This is a genomic window from Streptomyces caelestis (assembly GCF_014205255.1).
GTDB classification, from domain to species: Bacteria; Actinomycetota; Actinomycetes; order Streptomycetales; family Streptomycetaceae; genus Streptomyces; species Streptomyces caelestis.
In genome coordinates this window covers 8,562,387-8,584,499 of sequence record NZ_JACHNE010000001.1, presented here as the reverse complement: position 1 = coordinate 8,584,499, position 22,113 = coordinate 8,562,387, and the positions used below count along the sequence as shown (strand labels likewise).

At 72.2% G+C, this 22,113-nt stretch carries 21 protein-coding genes and 2 pseudogenes; 12 read left to right on the top strand and 11 right to left on the bottom strand.

The annotated features are described in order from the left end of the window. Positions 1-4: 4 nt before the first annotated feature. Positions 5-1,013: pseudogene (locus tag HDA41_RS38845) on the top strand (ABC transporter substrate-binding protein); the annotation flags it as partial. A 22-nt stretch (positions 1,014-1,035) separates the two neighbouring features. Here the strand turns inward: HDA41_RS38845 and HDA41_RS38840 are convergent. Next, entirely contained in the window at positions 1,036-1,734 is a 699-nt protein-coding gene (locus HDA41_RS38840) for a ribonuclease H family protein (protein WP_184992518.1), read from the bottom strand. 33 nt (positions 1,735-1,767) lie between these two features. Continuing rightward, positions 1,768-2,565 (bottom strand): VOC family protein, encoded by a 798-nt coding sequence (locus HDA41_RS38835; RefSeq protein ID WP_184992516.1) that lies wholly within the window; start codon positions 2,563-2,565, stop codon positions 1,768-1,770. A 147-nt stretch (positions 2,566-2,712) separates the two neighbouring features. Here HDA41_RS38835 and HDA41_RS38830 point away from each other — a divergent pair, with 147 nt between their 5' ends. From HDA41_RS38830 to HDA41_RS38820, 3 genes are all read left to right on the top strand, one after another. Continuing rightward, positions 2,713-3,720 carry a zinc-binding alcohol dehydrogenase family protein gene (locus tag HDA41_RS38830; protein ID WP_184994100.1) on the top strand — a complete coding sequence of 336 codons (1,008 nt, stop codon included), beginning with the start codon at positions 2,713-2,715 and terminating at the stop codon, positions 3,718-3,720. A gap of 378 nt (positions 3,721-4,098) precedes the next feature. Continuing rightward, positions 4,099-5,004, top strand: coding sequence for an SGNH/GDSL hydrolase family protein (locus HDA41_RS38825; protein WP_184992514.1), 906 nt, complete (start codon positions 4,099-4,101; stop codon positions 5,002-5,004). A 16-nt stretch (positions 5,005-5,020) separates the two neighbouring features. Continuing rightward, positions 5,021-5,911: an aminoglycoside phosphotransferase family protein gene (locus HDA41_RS38820; RefSeq protein WP_184992512.1), complete on the top strand. Its 891-nt coding sequence runs from the start codon at positions 5,021-5,023 to the stop codon at positions 5,909-5,911. Positions 5,912-5,947: 36 nt separating this feature from the next. On the opposite strand, the gene HDA41_RS38815 is transcribed toward HDA41_RS38820, so the two are convergent. Continuing rightward, positions 5,948-6,430, bottom strand: coding sequence for a VOC family protein (locus HDA41_RS38815; RefSeq protein ID WP_184992510.1), 483 nt, complete (start codon positions 6,428-6,430; stop codon positions 5,948-5,950). Between the two features lie 362 nt (positions 6,431-6,792). Between HDA41_RS38815 and HDA41_RS38810 the strand changes: the two genes are divergently transcribed. Together HDA41_RS38810 and HDA41_RS38805 are read left to right on the top strand one after the other, a co-directional pair. Beyond that, entirely contained in the window at positions 6,793-7,434 is a 642-nt protein-coding gene (locus HDA41_RS38810) for an ATP-dependent Clp protease proteolytic subunit (protein ID WP_184992508.1), read from the top strand. Next, a complete protein-coding gene (locus HDA41_RS38805; RefSeq protein WP_184992506.1) occupies positions 7,434-8,036 on the top strand; it encodes a ClpP family protease in 603 nt (200 codons plus the stop codon). Before HDA41_RS38810 ends, HDA41_RS38805 begins: the two co-directional genes overlap by 1 nt. An 18-nt stretch (positions 8,037-8,054) precedes the next feature. Here HDA41_RS38805 and HDA41_RS42480 read toward each other — a convergent pair whose 3' ends face one another. Further along, positions 8,055-8,483 (bottom strand): helix-turn-helix domain-containing protein, encoded by a 429-nt coding sequence (locus HDA41_RS42480; protein WP_184992504.1) that lies wholly within the window; start codon positions 8,481-8,483, stop codon positions 8,055-8,057. A 247-nt stretch (positions 8,484-8,730) separates the two neighbouring features. On the opposite strand from HDA41_RS42480, the gene HDA41_RS38795 reads away from it, so the two are divergent. Continuing rightward, positions 8,731-9,618, top strand: a complete 888-nt coding sequence (locus HDA41_RS38795; RefSeq protein ID WP_184994098.1) for an RNA polymerase sigma factor SigF — start codon at positions 8,731-8,733, stop codon at positions 9,616-9,618. A 279-nt stretch (positions 9,619-9,897) separates the two neighbouring features. On the opposite strand, the gene HDA41_RS38790 is transcribed toward HDA41_RS38795, so the two are convergent. Continuing rightward, positions 9,898-10,362, bottom strand: a complete 465-nt coding sequence (locus HDA41_RS38790; RefSeq protein ID WP_184992502.1) for an ATP-binding protein — start codon at positions 10,360-10,362, stop codon at positions 9,898-9,900. A gap of 221 nt (positions 10,363-10,583) precedes the next feature. Here HDA41_RS38790 and HDA41_RS38785 point away from each other — a divergent pair, with 221 nt between their 5' ends. Both HDA41_RS38785 and HDA41_RS38780 read left to right on the top strand, forming a co-directional pair. Continuing rightward, on the top strand, positions 10,584-11,168 hold the full coding sequence (locus HDA41_RS38785) for a PRC-barrel domain-containing protein (protein ID WP_184992500.1): 585 nt from the start codon (positions 10,584-10,586) through the stop codon (positions 11,166-11,168). Beyond that, on the top strand, positions 11,165-11,581 hold the full coding sequence (locus HDA41_RS38780) for a PRC-barrel domain-containing protein (protein WP_184992498.1): 417 nt from the start codon (positions 11,165-11,167) through the stop codon (positions 11,579-11,581). The genes HDA41_RS38785 and HDA41_RS38780 overlap by 4 nt, the downstream gene beginning before the upstream one ends. Positions 11,582-11,592: 11 nt before the next feature. Here HDA41_RS38780 and HDA41_RS38775 read toward each other — a convergent pair whose 3' ends face one another. Continuing rightward, positions 11,593-12,762, bottom strand: coding sequence for a DUF6777 domain-containing protein (locus tag HDA41_RS38775; protein WP_230299824.1), 1,170 nt, complete (start codon positions 12,760-12,762; stop codon positions 11,593-11,595). A 179-nt stretch (positions 12,763-12,941) separates the two neighbouring features. On the opposite strand from HDA41_RS38775, the gene HDA41_RS38770 reads away from it, so the two are divergent. Then, the gene (locus tag HDA41_RS38770; RefSeq protein ID WP_184992496.1) at positions 12,942-14,240 is read left to right on the top strand and encodes a streptophobe family protein; all 1,299 of its coding nucleotides are present in this window, start codon (positions 12,942-12,944) and stop codon (positions 14,238-14,240) included. 36 nt (positions 14,241-14,276) lie between these two features. Here the strand turns inward: HDA41_RS38770 and HDA41_RS38765 are convergent, their stop codons facing one another. The 4 genes from HDA41_RS38765 to HDA41_RS38750 are packed head-to-tail and all read right to left on the bottom strand — an operon-like array spanning position 14,277 to position 19,307. Beyond that, positions 14,277-15,266 carry a serine/threonine-protein kinase gene (locus HDA41_RS38765; RefSeq protein WP_184992494.1) on the bottom strand — a complete coding sequence of 330 codons (990 nt, stop codon included), beginning with the start codon at positions 15,264-15,266 and terminating at the stop codon, positions 14,277-14,279. Continuing rightward, a complete protein-coding gene (locus HDA41_RS42930; protein ID WP_376706840.1) occupies positions 15,263-16,510 on the bottom strand; it encodes a hypothetical protein in 1,248 nt (415 codons plus the stop codon). Before HDA41_RS42930 ends, HDA41_RS38765 begins: the two co-directional genes overlap by 4 nt. A gap of 9 nt (positions 16,511-16,519) precedes the next feature. After that, a complete protein-coding gene (locus HDA41_RS38755; protein ID WP_184992492.1) occupies positions 16,520-18,850 on the bottom strand; it encodes an ABC transporter ATP-binding protein/permease in 2,331 nt (776 codons plus the stop codon). Positions 18,851-18,896: 46 nt separating this feature from the next. After that, positions 18,897-19,307, bottom strand: a complete 411-nt coding sequence (locus tag HDA41_RS38750; RefSeq protein WP_184992490.1) for a hypothetical protein — start codon at positions 19,305-19,307, stop codon at positions 18,897-18,899. A 336-nt stretch (positions 19,308-19,643) separates the two neighbouring features. Here HDA41_RS38750 and HDA41_RS38745 point away from each other — a divergent pair. Then, positions 19,644-20,023 (top strand): annotated as a pseudogene (locus tag HDA41_RS38745) (nuclear transport factor 2 family protein). A 69-nt stretch (positions 20,024-20,092) separates the two neighbouring features. Beyond that, positions 20,093-20,380 carry a DUF1905 domain-containing protein gene (locus HDA41_RS38740; protein ID WP_184992488.1) on the top strand — a complete coding sequence of 96 codons (288 nt, stop codon included), beginning with the start codon at positions 20,093-20,095 and terminating at the stop codon, positions 20,378-20,380. A gap of 58 nt (positions 20,381-20,438) precedes the next feature. On the opposite strand, the gene HDA41_RS38735 is transcribed toward HDA41_RS38740, so the two are convergent. Further along, the gene (locus HDA41_RS38735; RefSeq protein ID WP_184994096.1) at positions 20,439-22,019 is read right to left on the bottom strand and encodes an IS1182 family transposase; all 1,581 of its coding nucleotides are present in this window, start codon (positions 22,017-22,019) and stop codon (positions 20,439-20,441) included. Positions 22,020-22,113: the final 94 nt, after the last annotated feature.

Sequence of the window (22,113 nt, the reverse complement as noted above, 5' to 3'; positions counted from 1 at the left end):
CAGCGAGGCGGGCCGGCATCTGCTCGCCGGGCTGGAGCTGGCCGTTCGCGAGGTCGACGACGACGGCGGGATCGCCGGAAGACCACTGGATGGTGGTCCGGGACACCGCGGCCGATCCGCAGCGCGGCGGCCGTGGACGAACTGGCCCGCCTGGGGTGGCCGCCCTGGCGGGGGAGTATCACAGTGTCGTCGCTCGCGCCGCCGCCGACAGGGCCGACGCCCTCGGTCTGCCGTTCCTCCGCTCGTCGGCGGTTCTCGACGCGCTGACCGAACAGCCGACGGAACGGGTCGCGCGCCTTCCCCCGCCGCAGTCCCGCGGCCGGCGGGTCTACGCGGACTTCCTCCTCAGCGCGGGCCACCGCCGCATCACCGTGGCTGCCCAGCCGAGCGTCTACTGGGCAGCCGGAACCCGCGTTCTGCGGGACCACCTCGCTCCGCGCGGCGCCACCGTCGTCGAACTCGACATGGGCGCGTTCACCCCCACGGCGGTGTGCGACGAACTCGTCGACCAGCGCGCGACAGCCCTCCTCCTTCTGGTCGGCCATCCGGAACCGGCCGTGTCCATCGTCAGGTCCGTCCGCCGCGACCAGCGCCTCGCCGAGGTCATGATCGGTGCTCCGGCCGGGCAGCCCGAGGTCACCGAATGGGCGACGTCACTGGGCGACGACAGCGCCGGGGTCCCGTTCCTGCGCTACCTGCCCGCGCGACTCAGCCCACTGGGTGCACGAGTCGAGACGGAGCGCCGCGAGACGCTGGGCGAAGCGCCCTCCTTCGTCGCCTTCGAGGGCTACGACACGGTCGCCGTCCTCGCCGATGTGCTGCGGTCCCACGGCGTGGACCGGGCGCGCACCGCCGCATCATGGCCGCGCGTCGCAGTCGAGGGCACCCGCGGGCAGATCCGGTTCTCCCGCACGCCGGGCATCGGGGTCTGGCAGTGGGCCTCGGCACCGGTCCAGGTCGTCGACCGGGATCCGGCGGAACCCGATCGCTTCCGGATCCTCCACGCCGGCTGAGAGAACCGGAAGGTCCGACTGCTCAGACGGTCTCGGCCGTGCGGCACTCCGGGTGGCCCCAGCCGCTGTCGTTCTTGGCGATGGACTCGCCGGCCGCGTAGGAGCGGCCGCACTGGCAGCGGCCGGGGAACTTGGCCTTGATGGTGCGCGAGGAGGCCTTCGCGGTGCGGGCCGAGCCGCCGCGCGACCGGGAGCGCGGGGCCTTGGCCGTGGCGCCCGGGGCGGGCGGCGGCTCAGGGGAGCCGAGTCCGCTGCCCGCGGGCTCCTGGACGGTCGCGGCCTGGCTGGCGGCGCGGTCGGCGAAGTCGTTGAGCCGGTCGCCGTCGACCTGGTGGGCGGGCACGTAGCGGAACTCGACCGAGCGGCCGTCCAGGAGCTCGTCGATGCGCACGACCAGTTCCTGGTTGGCGACCGGCTTCCCGCCGGAGGTCTTCCAGCCGTTGCGCTTCCAGCCGGGCAGCCAGGTGGTGACGGCCTTCATCGCGTACTGCGAGTCCATCCGGATCTCGAGCGGCACGTCCGGGTCGGTCGCCGTCAGCAGGCGCTCCAGCGCGGTGAGTTCCGCGACGTTGTTGGTGGCCTTGCCGAGCGGCCCCGCCTCCCAGCGCACCGGGCTCTCGGAAGCGTCGGCGACGACCCAGGCCCAGCCCGCGGGCCCGGGATTTCCCTTCGAAGCCCCGTCACACGCGGCCACAACACGTTCACGCATGGGCCCGATCATGCCATGACCGCGTGGGCCGTCCGGCCGGAGGTCTCAGCTCACGTCGGTCATCTTCGGCATCTCGCCCTCGGTCCTGGTGATGTCGATGACCGAGAAGTTGGCGCCCTGCGGATCGCTGAGGGACGCGAACCGGCCGAACGGGGTGTCCATGGGCCCGAAGCGCAGGACGCCGCCGAGCTTGGTGGCCTTCGCGACGGCGTCGTCACAGTCCTCGACGGCGAAGTAGACGTCGATGTACGGCGGCACCTCGGGCGGGAAGTCGTCCGTCATCTTCATCCGGCCCAGCACGCTGCGGTCGCCGAGGTCGTAGATCCGGAAGTCCATCTCCTCGTCCTCCATCTCCTTCTGCTGGTAGGAGAAGACGGCGGGGAAGAACGCGTCGGACTTCTCGGGCTCGTGGGTGACGACCTCCGCCCACGTGTAAGCACCCGGTTCGGCCATGGTGTCGAAACCCTCATGGGTGCCCGCCTGCCAAACGCCGAAGACGACACCGCCCGGGTCGCGGGCCAGGCACATGGTGCCGAAGTCGCCGACCCGCATCGGCTCCATCAGCACCTCGCCGCCGTGGTCACGGATCCGGGCGGCGGTGGCGGCGGCGTCCCGGGCCGCGAAGTAGAGGCACCACTGCGACTGGCCCTCCTGGCCTGGCATGGGCGGGACGACGGCGGCGACCGCCTTGCCGTTCGCACAGGCCTCGGTGTAATTGCCGAACTCCGTCGACGCCTCGGCGAAGGTCCAGCCGAGGACGTCTCCGTAGAAGCTCTTGGCCCCTTCGAGGTCGCTGAACATCGCGTCAGCCCAGCACGGGCTTCCTTCAGGTTGCACGGCCATGACTGCGACCCTCTCCGAATGAGCGGATAGTCCGTTTCCTCACGCTAATCACCCGCGGGCCGGCCCGCGCGCCGAACGGGCGGTGCCGTCGCAGACTGGGCGGGAGCCTTCGGCAGGACGGGGAGCGGCGGCATGGCGGACGGGACGATGCGCGCGTGGTCAGTGGTCCGTCCGGGACCGGTCGAGGAAGGATCCTTGCGGCTGGTCGGGAAACCGGTGCCGGTGCCCGCGGACGACGAGCTGCTGGTGCGCGTGCGCGCCTGCGGTGTGTGCCGCACCGACCTGCACGTCGCCGAGGGCGACCTGCCCGCGCGCCGGGCGGGCGTCACGCCCGGTCACGAGGTCGTCGGGGAGGTGGCCGGGGCCGGCGCGGCGGTGCGCGGCTTCGCGGTGGGCGACCGGGTCGGTGTGGCCTGGCTGCGCAGCACCGACGGCAGCTGCGCGTACTGCGCGCGCGGCGCGGAGAACCTGTGTCCCCGCTCCCGGTACACGGGCTGGGACACCGACGGCGGCTACGCGGAGTACACGACGGTGCCTGCGGCGTTCGCCTACCGGCTGCCCGACGGCGTGCCGGACGTGGCCCTGGCTCCCCTCCTGTGCGCCGGCATCATCGGCCACCGGGCGCTGCGGCGGGCCGGACTGCCGCCCGGGGGACGGCTCGGGCTCTACGGCTTCGGGGGCAGCGCCCATCTGTGCGCGCAGGTGGCGCTCGCCGAGGGCGCCACCGTGCACGTCATGACACGCGGCGCGGCCGCCCGGCGGCTGGCACTGGAGCTGGGCGCGGCCTCCGCGCAGGACACGTACGCGGGGCCGCCGGAGCCGCTGGACAGCGCGATCCTGTTCGCCCCCGTCGGCGAGCTGGTCCCGGTCGCCCTGCGCGCCCTGGACCGCGGCGGTGTCCTGGCCATCGCCGGCGTCCACCTCACCGACACGCCGCCCCTGCACTACGAGACCGAGCTGTTCTACGAGAAGCAGGTACGCAGCGTCGCCTCAAACACCCGCGCGGACGGCCGCGAGTTCCTGACCCTCGCGGCGAGGTACGGCGTACGCGCGACCACCCATCCGTATCCGCTGTCGCGGGCCGTGGAGGCGCTCGCGGACCTCGAGGCCGGGCGGTTCGACGGGGCGGCGGTGCTGGTGAACGACCTGTCGTGAAGTGGGCGGGTGGCGGCGCACCGCGTTCTCCTTGCCGCGTCCGGCGTGCCCGTCCGGCGTGCGCCGGGAGTGGTGCGGTCGGCGTGTCCGGCGCCGGGAGGTCACTACGGCGTCGAAGACGTCGACTGGTCCGTGCCCGACGACCGGATCCCGGCCGGCGCCGCGACCGGGCCCCGGCCGAACTGCATCACCTGGAACACACCCAGGCCGGAACTGCTCGTCGGCCACCTCGGCCCCTCTCCCCCGCCGGCCGGGCCTGGCCCACTGTCACATCGTCGGCCACGGACCGCGTTTCGTGGCCGACGCGTGTCTTCCCCCGGGGGTCCGCCTGTGCTTGCGTGGGGAGCCGTTTCACCGGGCCGGGGCGGGAGTTGCCGTATGCGCAGACCGTGGATCGTGGGTGTGCTGGTGGCGGGGTTGCTGCTCGGTGCGTGCGGCGACCCGTCGTCCGGGCCCGAGGCTCCCCCGCCGTCCGCTCCGGACGTGTCCGCGACCACCCACCAGCGTGCCCCCGCAACCTCCCCCAGCGCCCGAGCCCCCGTGAAGGCGCCCACCGTGCTGTACCTCGGCGACTCGCTCGCCATGGAGAACCAGAAGGTCCTCGGCCAGGAGCTGCGCCGGGACCTGCGCGCGAAGTACACGAGCGCCCCCTACTCGGGCACCACCCTCTGCGACTACCTGGAGGGCACGGCCGAGCGGTCCCTCGTACCGGCCCGGGACAAGGCGGCCGCCCTGGTGCGGTCGCTGCGTCCGGACTACGTGGTGTTGCAGTTCTGGGGCAACGCCTGGGACTTCACCTGGTGCATGGACGGGATCACCTACGACGGTGCGCGGGAGCGGTACTTCAAGCGGTACGAGGCCGACGCGCGCAAACTCATCGAGCAGATCGCGACGGCCGGCGGCTCCCACCGGCCGCGGATCGTGTGGGTGCTCCAGGGCCCGGATCCGATCACGCCCGACCGGGTGCGCCGGGTGAACGGACTGTACGAGCGTTTGGCCGCCACGTCGGGCGGCGTCGTCGCCGACGCCGGGAAGGCGGTGAGTCCGGGGTCGGACCGCTACACCTGGACGCAGTACCTCCCGTGCACCGCCTACGAGCGTGCCCATCCCGACTACTGCACTCAGCCGTCCCGCGACCGGACGGCCCTGCACCGGGACGACGACTACCTGCACTTCTGCCTGGCCCCCACGACGTCCACGCCGAAACCCTGCCCGGTCCGCTCCCCCGGCATCCTGCGCATCGCCCGGGAGATCACGAAAATCATTCGACAGTCGGCGAGTTGACCGCTCGAATGGCGTCATGCGCGCGGTGCGAATGCATGAGGACGAGGTGGACATCGACGTCTCGCTCGTCGGCCGGCTGATCGCGGGGCAGTTCCCGCGGTGGACAGGACTGTCCCTGCGGCGCCTTGAGTCCTCCGGGACGGAGAACGCCATGTTCCGCCTCGGTGCGGACAAGGTCGTTCGGCTCCCCCGGCATCCCCGCGCGGTCGAGGCCATCACGCACGAACTGCGCTGGCTGCCCCGGCTGGCACCCGGACTGCCCGCCGCCGCGCCCGAACCCCTCGGGCAGGGTGAGCCCGGCGACGACTTCCCGTGGCCCTGGGCGGTGTACGGCTGGCTGGACGGCCGCAATCCGGTGCCCGGCGCGCTGGAGGAACCCGGGCTGCTCGCCGAGGACCTGGGCGCGTACGTCACGGCCCTGCGCCGGATCGACGCGGCGCAGGGCCCGATCGGGTACCGGGGTGTGCCTCTGGCGACCCGGGAGCGGTTCATGCGTGAGGCGCTCGCGCAGCTGGCGGGCCGGATCGACACGGCGGCGGTGACGGACCTGTGGGAACAGGCCCTGCGCGGCCCGGAGTACGCCGGGCCGCCGGTCTGGGCGCACGGCGATCTGATGGCCGGGAACCTGCTGGTCAGCGGCCGGCGACTGACCGGCGTGATCGACTACGGCACGGTGGGGGTGGGCGATCCCGCCGTCGACCTCATCAGCGCCTGGTGCCTGCTGCCCGCCGAGGTCCGCGGCGTCTTCCGCGAGGCCGTGGGCGCGGACGGGGCCGAGTGGGCGCGGGGCCGGGGCTGGGCTCTGTCGATCGCGGTCATCGCGCTGCCGTACTACTGGGAAACGAACCCGCCGGTCGCGGAGAACTCCCGGTACGTGATCGGGGAGATCCTGGCCGAGTCCCGGTAGGGGCAGAAGGGGCCCCTGCCCCTCTCCGGAGGCGCGTCATTCGCCCGCGTACGCCTTCTCCAGAGCGGCGATGTCGAACTTGCTCATCGCCATGAACGCCTGGGTCACGCGGGCCGCCTTCGCGGGGTCCGGGTCGGTGATCATGTCGTCGAGCCGGTCCGGGACGACCTGCCAGGACACTCCGTACTGGTCCTTGAGCCAGCCGCACGGGCCGGGCTCCCCGCCGTTCTCGGTGAGCTTGGTCCAGTAGTAGTCGATCTCCTCCTGGTTCTCGCAGAAGATCATGAAGGAGACCGCCTCGGTGAACTTGAACTGCGGGCCGCCGTTGAGTCCGAGGAACTTGTGGCCGTTGGCCGTGAACTCGACGGTCATCACGCCGCCGGCGGGCTGGGGCGCTCCCTCGGGGTAGCGGGCGATCTTTCCGACGCTGGAGTTCTTGAAGACCGAGACGTAGAAGTGAGCGGCCTCCTCGGCCTGGCCGTCGAACCAGAGACACGTGGTGAAACCGTCGGATGCCATGAGTACCTCCTGGAGCGTGGATCGCTGTCATCTGTGTCGACCGGTCCACGCCGGGAAACTCATCGGCCGGGCGGGTGATTGTTTCGGTGGTGCGGCGTCGAGGCCCGAGTGGAGCGGTTCGGCGCGCGGGGCGGCGACTGGGGTACGGCCATCACCCGTGAACTGGGGCGGGCCCAACTGCCGGGCGCCCAGCAGGCCACCGGCTGTGCCCGGAGCTCCCGCTGCGGCACAGCCGCGCTCTGCCCGGAGCGGATCTGCCGAGGGCAGAGAAACGGCCTGTGGGCATCGTCCGAGGTCAAGAGTGGAGTCGACGGCACGTCCGCGGCAGGTCCGCGGCCCTTCTGCCACGACGAGGAGAACCGATGACTCCACTCACGACACTCGCCCCGCGGGCCGAGGAGGGCGACACCCCTCCGACCCGGTTCGACGACCATCTGGCCGCGCAACTGCTCGCGCAGCGCATCGTGCTGCTGGGCACGCAGGTGGACGAGGTCTCAGCCAACCGAGTCTGCGCCCAGCTGCTGATCCTGTCCGCGGAGGACCCGCGCACCGACATCAGCCTGTACATCAACAGCCCCGGCGGCTCGGTACACGCGGGCCTGGCCATCTACGACACGATGCGGCTGATCCCCAACGACGTCTCCACCCTGGCCATGGGCTTCGCCGCCAGCATGGGCCAGTTCCTGCTCTGCGTAGGCACACCCGGCAAGCGCTACTCCCTGCCGAACGCGCGCGTCATGATGCACCAGCCGTCGGGGGGCATCGGCGGCACCACCGCGGACATCGAGATCCAGGCGGAGAACCTGGAGTTCACCAAGCGGACCATCGAGCGGATCACCGCCGAGCACACCGGGCAGACCCCGGAGACCATCTCCCGGGACGGCGACCGGGACCGCTGGTTCACGGCCGAGGAGGCCAGGGAGTACGGCATGGTGGACCGGGTCCTGGAGTCCCTCGCGGACATCCGCCCGGCGGCCACCCGGCGCAGGATGGGGCTTCAGTGATGGGTACCTACACGATTCCGAACGTCGTCGAGCGCACCCCCCAGGGCGAGCGGTCCTACGACGTGTTCAGCCGGCTGCTGTCCGAGCGGATCATCTTCCTCGGCACCGAGATCGACGACGGCGTCGCCAACGTCGTCATCGCACAGCTCCTGCACCTGGAGTCGTCGTCACCGGAGAGCGAGATCTCGATCTACCTCAACTCTCCCGGCGGCTCGTTCACTTCGCTCATGGCCATCTACGACACCATGACGTACGTGCAGGCGCCGATCTCGACGTTCTGCGTCGGGCAGGCGGCCTCCACGGCGGCCGTGCTGCTGGCCGGCGGGGATACCGGCCGGCGGTTCGTGCTGGAGCACGCGCGGGTGCTGCTCGGGCAGCCGGCCACGGGCGGGGCGCGCGGCACGGCGTCCGACCTGTCGCTCCAGGCCAAGGAGATGGTGCGGATCCGCTCCCAGGTGGAGGAGGTGCTGTCCCGGCACACCCACCACGACGTGGCCACCCTGCGGGCCGACATGGACCGCGACAAGGTACTCACCGCGCAGGAGGCGGTGGCCTACGGGCTGGCCGACGAGGTGCTCAGCCGGCGCCCCGTGCGGGTCTGAGACACCGGCGGCCCGGGCTCAGGCGGCCATGCACAGCCCCTCGGACGACGCGGGGGACGCCCCTTGGCGGCTGCCTGCCGAGTACCGCGAGGTGACGCGGACCAACTCGCCCTGCGCCCTCGACAGCAGGTCGCCGAGGCTCAGTCCGAGGGCGCGGGCGGCGGCCGCGAGGACCTCCGAGGAGGCCTCCTTGCGGCCGCGCTCCACCTCCGACAGGTACGGCATGGAGATCCGCGCCTCGTCGGCGACGTCCTTCAGCGTGCGCTCCTGCGCGAGACGTTCGCGCCGCAGGACGTCACCGACCAGGTCACGCCACAGCGGTTCCTTCGGGGCGGGAGCCGGCGGCCTCCGGTGTGGCGGAGCGGTCGCCGGACGGGCGGCCTGCGGGCGCGCGCCGGGCGGGCGAAGGGGGATGATCCGGGCTTCGTTCGGCACGTGGTTGCTCACTTCTCCAGCCTAGGAGTCGTGGTCGTCAGGGGAAGGGGCCGACATTCCGCCCTGGGTGGAATCGCCGAACGGGCCGGTGGCCAGGCGGCGTTGGGAGACCACGACTCCTCTGCGCGCCGGCACCCCCCCCACGCCACCGAATTTTCCGGACCGCGGCCGATCGCCGGGCATGTGCGGCACATAACCGGGTACCCGCAACTCGGAGGGACCTAGGCAGATGTCCGTCGTGACGTTCATGGGAGAGGTAATGGAGACCGCCGTGATCCGGTCGCAGGCACAGGTCGTCGAAGAGAACGCGGAGGCCGGCACGGGTGACGGAGCGCTGCCGGGAGTCGTGGACCCGCGGTCCGTCGCTCCACGGGACGCCCGGGAGCTGTCCCGCCAGTTCTTCCAGCGCCTGACGGAACTCGAAGAGGGCACGCACGAATACCAGTACGCGCGCAACACGCTGATCGAGATGAACATGTCGCTCGTGCGGTTCGCGGCCGGCCGGTTCCGGGGCCGCGGCGACGACATGGAGGACATCGTCCAGACCGGCATGATCGGCCTGATCAAGGCCATCGACCGGTTCGAGCTGTCGCGCGAGGTCGAGTTCACCTCCTTCGCGCTTCCGTACATCGTCGGTGAGATCAAGCGGTTCTTCCGGGACACCACGTGGGCGGTGCACGTGCCGCGGCGGCTCCAGGAGCTGCGCGTGGAACTGGCCAAGGCCCGCGAGGAACTCGCCAGCCGGCTGGACCGCGAACCCACGGTCAACGAGCTGGCCACGCTGATGAACATCTCCGAGAAGGAGGTCGTCGAAGGACAGATCGCCGCCAACGGGTACAACTCGTCGTCGCTGGACGCCGCGCTCACCGGCGACGGCCCGGAGGGCGGCGAGGCGGTCCTGGCCGACTTCATCGGTGTGGAGGAGGACGGGCTGCGGCTCGTCGAGGACTTCCACTCGCTCGCCCCGCTGATGGCGGAGCTGAGCGAACGCGACCGGCAGATCATCCACATGCGGTTCGTGGAGGAGGCCACGCAGGCGGAGATCGGGGAGCGGCTGGGCTGCTCGCAGATGCACGTCTCCCGCCTGATCAAGCGGATCATCACGCGACTGCGCGAGGGCATGCTGGGCGAGCTGGGCTGCGCCTGACACAGCCGGCGGACCAGCGGGTGCCGTCCCCACACGCGGGAGTGGGACGGCACCCGCCGCTGTGCCGGCTCCGGGGGGTCTAGGTGTGCTGTCCGGGGACGTTGGTGACAGGCGACACGCCGTGAGTGGTCCTTGAACGAGGCGAGGGCCTCTGGGTTCGGTGTGGAGCATCGGCAACCGACGACAACGCCGCAGATACGCGTGCCAGGCCCCGCGTCTGCGATCTGATCGAAACGACAGGCCCTGGGGCTGCGGACGACTCAGCCGCCGGTGGACGGTTCAGCCGTCGGTTTCGCCGGTGAGCGGCAGCACGGCGCGTACCCGTTTGCCCACCGGCACCCGCTCCACGCTGACCTGCTCCGCGAGCGCGTGGACGATCTCCAGGCCGTGCCGCCCGACGCGCTCGGGGTTGCGGGGGAAGATGCGGGGCAGTGCGGAGCTGCTGTCGTAGACCGACACCGTCACCGAGGTGTCCGTGCCGACCAGCTCCAGGATGTACGGCCCGTTGCTGTGCCGGTCGGCGTTGGTGACCAGCTCGCTGACGACGAGCAGCACCGCGCCGTCGGCCCGGTCGTCGATCCGCGCGCACCACTCGGTCCTGAGCTGCTCGAGAAAGAGCGCGGCGAAGGATCGCGCCTCGGCGATGCATCCCTGCTCGCCCGTGTAGTGTGCCGCCCGCCTCAGCGGCTCCACGGGCACGTCGAAACCAGTCGGTATCACTGCCCCGTCCAGGTGGTCGATCATGCGTTTCTCTCTGGGAAGCCGGACTGGCCGGACGCTCTGCACAGTGCTCGTACCCCGAGCCGGGCTTCGCAGTCCTGACAGGTCTTCGGCCCGTCCGGTGCCCCCGGCATTGTCCCCTGTCCGCGGGGCACCCGGTAGCAGTCGGGGCCGGCCGAGGACGGCCGGTCCGGATCGCCTGAGGTCATCGCGCTGCGGCGCCGGCCCGGTGGGAAGGGCGAGCGATGAACGAGCTGATGGCGGCACGGAGCCTGACGACCCTGCCGGTGGTCACCCTGGGCGGCGACGCCGTCGCCCACGTCAAGCACACCGTCTTCGACGCCGCCGCCGGGCGTGTCGCCGGCTTCACGCTCAGCGGCCGGGGGCTGCTGTCGGGCCCGCTGAAGCAGCGTCTGCCCTGGCCGGCCGTGCATTCGCTCGGCCATGACGCGATCATGATCGTCGACGCCGGTGCCCTGGCGGACACGTCCGTCGTGGAGGCGCGCCGGGAGGCCCAGCAGGGCCGGGTGCTGCACGCGAAGGTGCTGACCGACGAGGGCGCCGAGGTCGGGACGGTGCTCGACGTGGTCGTCGAGGGCGGCACCAGCGGCCGGGTCGTGGGCTTCCGGATCGCCGCGGGCAAGGCGCTGGCGCAGGGTTCCGGGCGGCGCCGGCACCGGCTGTACGTGCCGCGCGGCGAGCCGCCCGCGGTCTCCGGCCGGGCGCTGGTGATCCCGGCGGACGCCACCCGCTACGTGGCCGACGACCTGACGGCCTTCGCCGCCCGGGTCGGCGCCTTCCACGCGGGGCGGAAGGGGGCGCCGCCATGATGCTGTTCTCGCAGGCGCGGGGGCTGCCGGTCCTGACACTGGCCGAGGCGGACGAGATCGGCGTCCTGACATCGCTGACGGTCGACGCCCCATCCGGTGTGGTCACGCATGTCCGGGTGCGCGGCAGGCACTCCCGCAAGGAGTCCGTACTGCCCTGGGGCGCCCTGCACGCCATCGGCCCGGACGCCGTGCTCGTCCGCTCGGCCGCCGCTCCGGCCGAGGTGCCGGCGCACCACGAGTTGCCGGGCCTCAGGATCCTCACCGAGACGGGCGTCGAGCTCGGCACGGTCCAGGACGTCGTGTTCGAACCGGAGACCGGCCGCATCCAGGCGGTCCGCACCGCCCACGGCGACCTGCCGGCCGAGCACATGCTGGGTCTCGGCGACTACGCCCTGGTGGTCCGTGCCGGGTGACTCGGGCCGGGTCAGGAGGCCGGGGGCTGGTCCGTCGTACCGGTCCCGGTGTCGTTCCCGGTGTCGTTCCCGGTGCCGGTCCCGGTGTCATTCCCGGGCGGAGGCTGCGTCGGCTCCGACGTCGGCGGCTCACTCGTCGGCGGCTCCTGCGACGTCTCCGGATCCGATGTCGGCGGATCGCTCGTGGGAGGCTCCGAAGAGGTCGGGTCGGACGGTGACGTCGGCGTGGTGACGCTCACCGACGGGGACGGCTTGTCGGGCTTCTCCGTCTTGCGGTCCTTCGTGCCGGTGTCGCCCTTGTGGCGCTCGAACCACTCGCCGTCGGGCTCGCACACGACGAAGACGTCGACCGGCTTCGGAGCGGGCGTGACCGCGACGACGTTCGACGGCTTGTACCCCGGCCACGCGTCGCCGGTCATCTTCGGCGCGCTCTGCTGGGCGACCGGCGCGGTCAGCGGGTTGCCGCACGCGCAGCGCACCCGGGGCACGCCGCGGTCGTCGACGAGGACGGCCGTGCCGGACTGGAGGACGGCCTGGTAGCTGGTGGCCCTGCCGTCCTGGTAACCGTGGTTGGTGACGCGGGTGTCCATGCGCAGCACCACGGGGGTGAGCGAGCGCAGGTAGGCGGGAACGTCAGGCGGGTCGACGCGCGCGACGGAGGCGAACGCCCGCTGCTTCTCCGGCGCCCCCTTGAAGTACGTGATCTGCTTCTCCACGTCGCAGCTGGCCACCTTGCGGGTGCCGCCGTACAGGCCCGGCGCTCCACCCTGGACGCCCTGGACGGCGTTCTGCGTGGCCAGCTCGGTGGGCGAGGGCGAGACCGGTGAGGCCGAGCTCTCCCTCGCCGTGGACTCGGTGAACGGGTCCGGGCCGGTGTCGGCCGCGGGCTGGAGGAAGACCTCACCCTCGGAGGTGCTGGTACCGCCGTCGGTCGCGCCGGTGCCGCCGCCGTCGGGCCGGGTGAACACCACGGCCAGGATCACGGCGGCCACCACGGCAGTGGCGATCAGCGCGACACGGGGTACCGACCCCCACCACGGGCGGCGGGGCTCCGGCGCCTGCCCTCCCCCGCTCGGCGGCTCGGAGGGCGGCCCACCCCCCGAGGGCGGCTGGGAGGGGCCCGACAGCGGACCCGAGGGAGGTCCTGTGGGGCGGCCGGACGACGGCGGTTCGACGCTCACGAGCTCTTCTCCCCGCGTGAGTTCTCTGCGGCCTGCTCACACCCGAGGCAATTTATCCCGGTGTGTTCTGTTTTTTCCACTACGAGTTCATTGTGTGCTCCGGTCCCGTAGGGCTCGCAAGCCGACGCGGACGGACCTCCCGACGGGCGTCCCGCGCGGGTGCTGCTTAGCGTGGCAGCGTGAGTTCGCGCACCTCTTCCGGCCAGGCACGTACCTCCGGCGAGCGGGCCGTCGCCCGGCACGGCTGGGCACATGCCCTCGTCACGGTGCTGGGCGGGCTGCTCGCCATGGCGGTGGTGTCCGCCCTGGGCCTGTGGGCGGCCGGTGCCGGGGACCTCCCGGACGGCTCGTTCGCACCGGTCGTCGCGGCGACCGTGGTCACCGCCGTCGGGGGCGCCGTGAAGCTCTCCGGAAGCGCCGGAGACCTCGCCGACACGCGGGCGGGCCTGACCGTCGTCCCGCTGTCCGTCACACTCACCGGGGCGCTGGTGATCGCCTGGGGCTTCCTGCGGCCCCTGCGGCACCGCGCGGTCACCGGTGCCACGGAACTGGCCGGCTGGGCCGCCAGGATCGCCGCCCTGTGGCTGCTCGCGCTGATCGGCCTGACCCTCGCCGCCCGCCACACGTTCGACATCTCCCTCGGGAACGACGCGCTGGGCGAACTCGGCGACCTGTTCGGCGTCTCACCGAAGGTCGGTTTCAGCACCGACGTTCCGCTGTCCGTGTTCGTCGGCGTGGTCTGGCTCACCGGTGTGCTGGTGCTGGCCCTGCTCGTGTCGCGTGGCGCCCCGTTGCCGGCCAGGCTGCTGCGCTTCCAGACGTCGGTGCGGCCCGCCGCCTATGCGATGGTCGCGCTGCTGCTCGTCTGCGTCGTCATCGGCGTGGTCGCCGCCCTGGCCGTCGCGGCGACACGGGGGCACGCGGCGGAGACGTTCGCCGTGATCCTGCTCGGCATGCCCAACCTGGTGTGGCTGGCGCTGACGATCGGTCTCGGCGTCACCTGGAACGGCCGGGTGGAGGGGCCGTTCGGGCTGCCCATGCCGCATGTCCTCGACGAAGTGCTGCGCACCCCGGACATCTCCGAGCTGAATCTGCGGACGCTCTCCGAGCACGACGGCAGGGTGTGGTGGCTGCTGGTCGTCGACGTGGTGCTGCTGATCGCCGCCGCGTTCGTGATGGCGGCCAGGTCGCCGGCCCGGGTACGGGCCTGGCAGCACGCCGTGCACATGGCGGTCGCGCTCGTGCTCACGGTGTTCGTGATCTGCCTGGTCGGGCGCATCTCCGCGCACTTCGGCCTGTCCGTGCTCGGCATCGGGGACCTGGGCGGCGGCCTCGCGGGCGAGCTGTTCCTCAGACCCCGGCTGTGGGGAGCCGTGGGCCTGGCCGTCCCGTGGGGGCTGGTGACCGGGTTCGCCGGGGCGCTGCTGGCACGGCACGTACACCGGCGGGGTGAGGTGCGCGCGGAGAAGGCAGGCTGACCCAGGGCACACCCACACGGCCCTGCGGCCGCTGCTCTACGCCGTCCGCTCCACGAAGACCGGTTCGGCCCAGCGCGGGGGCGGCTTCGGCCGCTCCTCCCCCGGTTGCCGACCCAGCCGGGCGGGGGTGGGCGCCGCGACGGCCCCGCCACCGGCCGTCGCGGCGCGCAGGGCTGCGACGAAGTCGAGGCAGGACGGGTACCGGTCGTCGGGCCTCTTGGCGAGGGCCTCGGCGAACACCGGGTCCACCTGTGGCGGGAGGCCGGGGCGGGCCTCGGTCAGCGGCGGCGGGTCGTCGTACTGGTGGGCCCACAGCAGGGCCATGTCGTCGTCCCTGAGGAAGGGCGGATGGCCGGCGAGGATCTCGTAGACGACGCAGGCGAGGCCGTACACGTCGCAGCGGGCGTCGACCGGGCGGCCCGAGATCTGCTCGGGGGCGACGTAGTCGAGTGTGCCGACGAACTGGCCCACCGTGGTGAAGCCGGTCAGCGACAGCGACTTCTTCGTCAGACCGAAGTCGGTGAGGTAGGCGTGCTCGGGGTGGTCACTGTCGGTGCCGCGGGCGATCAGGATGTTGCCGGGTTTGACGTCCCGGTGCACCAGCCCGTGGTCGTGGGCCGCGTCGAGCGCGGAGGCGACCTGGGCGGCGACGCGCACCGCGGTGGCGGGCGGCAACGGGCCCTCCCGGTCCAGCAGATGCCGCAGGTCGCTGCCGGCGACGAACCGCATCGCGATGTACAGCACCCCGTCCGTCTCGCCTGCCTCGAAGACCGGCACGATGTGCGGGTGGTCGATCGCGGCGGCGGCCCGGGACTCGTGGGTGAAACGGCGCCGGAAGGTGTCGTTGCGGGCGAGTTCCGGGGCGAGCAGCTTGAGCGCGACGGTCCGCTCCAGACGCAGGTCCCGGGCCCGGTAGACCACGGCCATGCCGCCACGCCCGATCTCCTGCTCGATCCGGTACCCGGCGATCTGCTGCCCGATCAGCTCGGACGGCCGCCCCGAGAACAGGCTCGTCTCGCGGTTCAACGGGCGTCACCCTCGGGCGACACGATCCGGGTGGGCTCGGACCCCACGCCCCGCCTGGCCGGCACATCGGCAGACCCGGCCACCGCCTCATCAGAAGCCGGCTCACCGTCCCCCTCGGGGGACACGACCCCGGTGGCCTCGGGGGCTCGGGGAGGCCCGGCCCGAGGAGACTCGGCCGCCTCAGAAGACACGACTCGCGTCGGCGCAGCAGCCTCCGGCGACTCCACCCGCGTCGGCTCGGGAGCCTCAGGAGGCAACACCGGCGTGGGCTCGGGTGATGCCTCAGGAGGCGCGGTCCGAGGGTGCTCAGCAGCCCCCGGCGACACCTCTCGGGTCGACTCCGACGCCCCAGGAGACCCGACCCGCGTCGGCTCGGCAGCGCCTGGAGCTGCAGGAGACACCACCCACGTGGGCTCGGGAGCCTCGGGAGGCACGACCCGCGTCGGCTCAGGAGCGCCGGCAGGCGTGATCCGAGCCCCCTCGGGTGCCTCCGGCGATGCCACCCGTGTCCGCTCAGCAGCCTCAGGAGGCACGACCCGAGGCGGATCGGGCGCCTCCGGCGATGCCACCCGTGTCGGCTCCGGCGGCTCGGGGGACACGGCCCCCGGGGGCTCAGGTGGTACCACCCGTGTGGGCGGTGCCTCGGCCGGAGGGGCCGGCTGCTCGGCCCGGGGTGTCGCCTCGACGGACTCCGCGGGGACGACCCGGGTCGGGGTGCGCGCCGGGGGCGGGGGATCGGCCGGGCGGGGCTTCGGGTGTGCCCGGGGTGTCTCGTCCGTCGCGTACGTGGTCGTCCGGGTGCCCTCGGCGTACACCCAGTGCCCGTGGGCGGCGTCGTAGAGCCACACGGACTCGCCGTCGACGACGACGCCGATCCGCAGCCCGCGGGTGCGGGCGTGGAAGGACTCGCGGTCCAGACCGTCCGCGAGGGCCTCGACCGCGGAGCGGTAGCGCGCCAGGGCTTCCTGCGTACGGGCCAGCAGCGGGCGCGGGTCGGCGCTGCGCGTGAGCGGCCCGTCCGCGGCGGGCGGATCCTGCGGTACGGCGACCAGACGGCGGCCGTCGACCCAGGCCGACCAGCCGTTGAAGCACAGCACATGCCCCCAGTCGCCCTGCCGTTCGAGGAGCTGCACCGGCAGCAGGGGGTCGAGGTCCACAGTGGGCCGGGCCGGGTCCGGGGCCTCCCAGGCGGGCATCCCGTGCTGCGGGACGACGTGGGTGGGCCGGAATCCGGGAGTCGTCATAGGGGCTCCCTACTTCCGCATGACGGCCGGTTCGTGGCGGCGCAGCAGTCGGGACACCAGGAAGCCGAAGAGCGCCGACAGCACGACCAGCATCCCCACATCGAGCAGCCAGGTACCCGCCGAGTGCTCGAACAGGGGGTCCTTCGTCAGGTCGTCGGGCACGATCCTGGCCAGCCCGACCGTGCCGGCCATCGCGGCCAGCGCCCAGCGCGCGGGCACCAGCCAGCCCAGTTGCTCGAGCCCGGGCACACCGTCCAGCTTCAGCAGCGCACCGCAGAAGACGACCTGGACGATGGCGATGAGCACGAGCAGCGGCATCGTCACCTCCTCCTTGCGCACCAGCGCGGAGATGAACAGGCCGAGCATCATGGCCGTGAACGCCAGCAGGGCGACGGCGACGGCGATCTCCACCAGGGGCGACAGCAGCACGCCTTCGCCGCCGGGCGCGTTGAGGTCCACGCCGAGCAGGGCGACCAGGGTCAGCACCACCGCCTGGAGCACGGTGATGACACCGAGGACGACGACCTTCGACATCAGGTACGCCGATCTGGACAGGCCCACCGCCCGCTCCCGCTGGTAGATCACCCGTTCCTTGACGAGCTCGCGCACGGCGTTAGCGGCCCCGGTGAGCACCGCGCCGACGCACAGGATGAGCAGGGCGTTCATCGCCGTGTCGAGCGTCAGCTTGCCGCCCGCCAGGGCCCGCGCCATCACGCCCATCACGAACGGCAGGGCGATCATGATGATCAGGAAGGTGCGGTCGGCGCCGAGCGCGGCCGCGTACCGGCGCACCAGCGTGCCGAGCTGGGCGGCCCGGCTGCGCGGCCGGGGCGGTGGGGCGATGACGACGGGCTCGGACCGGGGCTGCGGGGGCTGGGCGGTGGCGTCGGCTACGTACCGGCCGTGGAAGGGCGAGGTGCTGTAGTCCCCGGCCCAGTCCCGGTCCGCGTCCCGGTCGAACGCCTCGAAGGCCTCCGGCCACTGCTCGAAACCGAAGTACGCCAGGGCGTCCTCGGGCGGCCCGTAGTAGGCGATCCTCCCGCCGGGCGCGAGCACGAGGAGCCGGTCGCACACGTCCAGGCTGAGCACGCTGTGGGTGACCACGATGACGGTCCGGCCGTCGTCGGCGAGGCCGCGCAGCATGTGCATCACCGAGCGGTCCATGCCGGGGTCGAGGCCGGAGGTGGGCTCGTCGAGGAACAGCAGCGACGGCTTGGTCAGCAGCTCCAGGGCCACGCTGACCCGCTTGCGCTGGCCGCCGGAGAGGCTGTGCACGTGCTGGTCGGCGCGCTGTTCCAGGCCCAGTTCACGGATCACCTCGTCGACCCGGGCCCGCCGCTCGGCTCTGGCGGTGTCCTGCGGGAAGCGCAGCTCGGCGGCGTAGGAGAGGGCTTTGCGGACGGTCAGCTGGGCGTGCAGGATGTCGTCCTGCGGGACGAGGCCGATGCGCTGGCGCAGCTCGGCGTAGTCCCGGTAGAGGTCGCGGCCGTCGTAGAGGACGGTGCCGTGGTCGGCGGGCCGCTGGCCGGTGAGGGCGTTGAGGAGCGTGGACTTGCCGGCGCCGCTCGGGCCGACGACGGCGAGCAGGCACTTCTCCCCCACCGGGAACGACACGTGGTCCAGCAGCGTCTTGCGGCCGCGGTCGACGGCGACCGTCAGGTCCTGCACGTCGAGGGAGACCTCACCGGTGTCGACGTATTCCTGGAGTTCGTCGCCGACGAGGCAGAACGCCGAGTGGCCGATGCCGACGATGTCGCCCTGGCCGACCGGGGCGCTGGTGACGCGGCTGCCGTTGAGGTACGTGCCGTTGTGGCTGCCGAGGTCGGTGATCTCGTAGGTCCCGTCGGGCAGAGCGCGCAGTTCGGCGTGCCGGCGGGAGACCACCAGGTCGTCGATGACCAGGTCGTTGTCGGCGGCGCGGCCGATGCGGACGGTGCGGGCGGGCAGCGGCCGGACGGTCGTGGGCTGCCGGTAGGTGCCCGTCACGGCCGGCATGGAGACGGCGGAGGGGCGCTCCGAGGTCGGTGCGGGGCGCCCCAGCAGGACCACGCGGGGGCCGTCGGCCGGGCTTCCGAGGCGGATGACGCTGCCGGGGCCGACGTCCCACTCGTGGATGCGGTGGCCGTCGGCGTAGGTGCCGTTGGTGCTGTTCTCGTCCTCGATGGTCCAGTGCCCGTCGTCGGGCCGCAGCACCGCGTGGTGCCATGAGACCCGGTCGTCGTCGATGACGATGTCGCTCGACGGGTCGCGCCCGACGTGGTAGTCGCGGCCCGGAATCATCACTGTGGAGCCCGTCTCGGTCTCCAGGACGAGTTCTGGTGCTACCGACGACTGCGCCATGACCAAGATTCTACCGATTTGCCCGATATATGACTCGGCGAGCCACTCAGGCCACGGGCACGCCCAGGACGGGAGCCGTCCGCTGCATCCGCAGGGCGTCCACGGACTCGGCGAGCAGCTCGTACTCGGTGGTGTCGTCGCTGGTGGCGATGCGCACCAGCCGTCCGGCCGCCAACTCCTCGGCGACTCGCTCCTGTTGCCCGGGATCGGCGCACCAGGCGCGCAGCAGGGCGGGCACGTCGGGCACGGTCTCGGCGACCGGCACGAGCGCGCCCGGCGGTAAGTGCTCGGCGTCGGGCCGGGGGTCGAGGCGCTGGGCGATCCAGGAGGCACGGTCGCGCAGCCACCACAGGGCGAGGGCGAGGGTGGGTGCCCGGTAGGTGCCCAGGGGGACGCCGATGCGGCGGCCGTCGCAGACTCCGTACGCCGTGACATGGCACAGAAACTCGTCGTGCACGTGCCCCTCCCCCGTTGCCCTGCCCGCCTGCCGGTCCGGCCTTGCCTGTCCTGCGGCTCGCGTGCTGCGCGTGAGGGCGCCGTCGCTCGATGTGAAAGCGCTCCCGCTGGTCAGTATGTTCACTGCTGAAACACTGTCACCATGTCTTTCCGGCCAGTCTCCTGGCATATTCACACCCCGAGTTGGCCGAAACGCTGCGGGCGGTCGCCAGAGGGTGTGACTCCGGAGGCAATCGACGGTCCCGCCGGGTCCGGGCAGGGCGGTCCGCGCCGGTTCGCCGCGAGCGGTGAGCCGGGCCCTGACCGGCAGAGACGACCTTTCGGAGGCTGATCGCCCATGTCCGCGCCCGCCCACCGTCAGGAGGACGCCGTCGCCCGCTCCTTCGAGGCCTGGAACGCCGAGGACCCGACGGCACGGACGAAGGCGGTCGCCGCCGCCTGGGCCGAGGACGGCGGCCACACCGACCCCCCGGCCGACGTCCGCGGCCATGAGCAGATCGCCGCGCTGATCGCGGCGGCCCGCGAGCGGTTCCCGGGGCTGGTGTTCCGGCTCGCCGGCGCCGTCGAGGGGCACCATCGCGCGTTTCTCGTGGGAGCTGGTGAGCGAGAGCGACGGCTCGGCGCCCGTGGCGGGGGTCGGATGTGATCACGCTGGACGAGCAGGGCCGGATCAGCGCCGTGCTCGGCTTTCTGGACCGGGTGTCCGCCGGGGCGTGAGAGCGGCGATGAGTTTCCCGGTGTCCGGGGGTCTGGTGTGTGAGAGGCGACCGAACACCGGAGGACACCATGGCCACGACCGGAAAACTGGACACGGAATTCACCGCGGTCCTGCGCAGGAGCCCCGCGGAGGGCGGCTGGACCTATCTGGTCTGGCCCCGGTCCGTCGAGTTCTTCGGCACCCGCGGCCTGGTCAAGGTCCGCGGGACGATCGACGGGCACCCGTTCCGCAGCTCGTTCATGGCACTGGGCGACGGCACGCACAAGCTGCCCGTGAAGGCCGACGTCCGCAAGGCCATCGGCAAGGAGGAGGGCGACACGGTGACGGTACGCCTGGAGGAGCGGATCGGCTCCTAGAAGGCTGATGAAGATCTTGGTGAGGGCTGTCCGGCCGTCGGGCCGGACAGCCCTCCGGTCATGTACCGGCCGGTGCGATGTGCCAGGTGCCACTGGTGTGGGTGAGTCCGAGGTTGATCAGTCGGCGGAGGTTGAGTGCGGCGGCTCGGGTGTGGAGCCAGGTGTCGTTCTTGATGGTGCCGCGGTAGCGCAGGCGCCGGTTGCCGTGGTGGACGAGCCAGGCGACGGCGCGTTCGACCGGGGGCCGCCAGCGGCGGTAGTCGGCCTGCCAGCCGGGGTCGGTTGCGGCCTGGTGGCGGGCTGCTGTCTGGATGTTGTGATGGGGCCGGATGGTCAGGATGCGTCCGGCCCTGGCTTTGGTGCACTGCTCGCGCAGGTGGCATCCGGTGCATAAGTTCCCGAAAATGGCTTTGCGTTGGTGGTGCTGCCCGCCGGGGCCGGACAGGGCCACGGTGTGTCCGGCCGGGCAGGTCACGACAGCGGCTGTGGTGTCGATGGCGAAGTCGTCGAGGGTGAAGCCGCCGGGGACGGCAGGCCGCAGCGGGGCGGGCTTGATGAACAGCCGGTGCCCGGCCTCGTGGAGGGCCTGGCGGACATCGCCGGTGGAGTAGGCGGTGTCGCCGAAGGCATCGAGTGGGGTGTCCTCGTCGGCAAGCAGTTCCAGGCCGACCGCGGCCTCGTGGTGCTCGGGCCCGGCGCCGGGCCGCAGAGCGACGGCGGTGTATAACCCGGTCTCGGGCTCGACGGCCAGGTGGGCCTTGAAGCCGTCCTGCTGGTGAGTGCGGGTCTTGTGGACGTGGCGTGCTTCGGGATCGATGGTGGAGACCATCCGGCCAGGGGCGGTGCCCCGGGTGATGCGCCAGCGGCCATCCCGGCCGTCGGAGTCCTCGGCGGGCTCGACGTCCTGGCCGGCGACCAGGGCCAGGAGGCCCACCGCGTTGGCCGCCCTTTCGCCGAGTTGCTCATCGGGCAGGTGGCCCAGCAGCCGCAGGGCATCTGTGACCAGCGCGTCGACCAGCTCGGCGCGGGCCTGCTCGTCGTTCCAGGCGATGCGGGGCTTGCCCGGGTCGGTGTAGTCGTGCGCGCTGCACTGGGCAGCGGCGACCGCGTCGGCGCCGGGGACCTCGCGGATCACCGCGCGGACGGCGGCGATGATCTGGGTGACGGTGTCCTGGGTGGCGACCGCGTCGTCCAGCACGGTGGAGTCCAGTGCCCGGCGGTGCTTGCCCTTGAGTACGCCGGTGGCCTTCACGACCTCGCGCACGGCCTCGAAGATCCGGTTGGGACGGGCGGAACGGGCCAGCCGACGGCGGAAGTAGGCCAGCAGCGACGGGTCGAACGCCATGTCGTGAAGGCCCAGCCCGCATCCGGCCTTCCACCGCAGGTCGCACCGCAGTTCCTGGACCGTCTCGAAATCCGACAGCCCGTGCAGGGCCTGCAAGGTGACCGCGGCGGCCAGGATCTGCGGCGGCATGCTCGGCCGTCCGTTCGCCGACGGGTACATGTCCGTGAACATCTCAGCCGGGAACAGCTCGCCACGATGCTCGGCCAGGAACGCGAACACACTCCCCTGCGGGATCACTTCCCGGCAGGTCTCCCACACGTCCGGCCCGACCATCTCGCCGACCCACTCACCCATCGCCACATGACGAGTCTGGCCCTGCCGCTGACGCGGCAGGGCCAAAACCCAAGATCTTCATCAGCCTTCTAGAGCCTTCCCGGGGGCGGTGGCC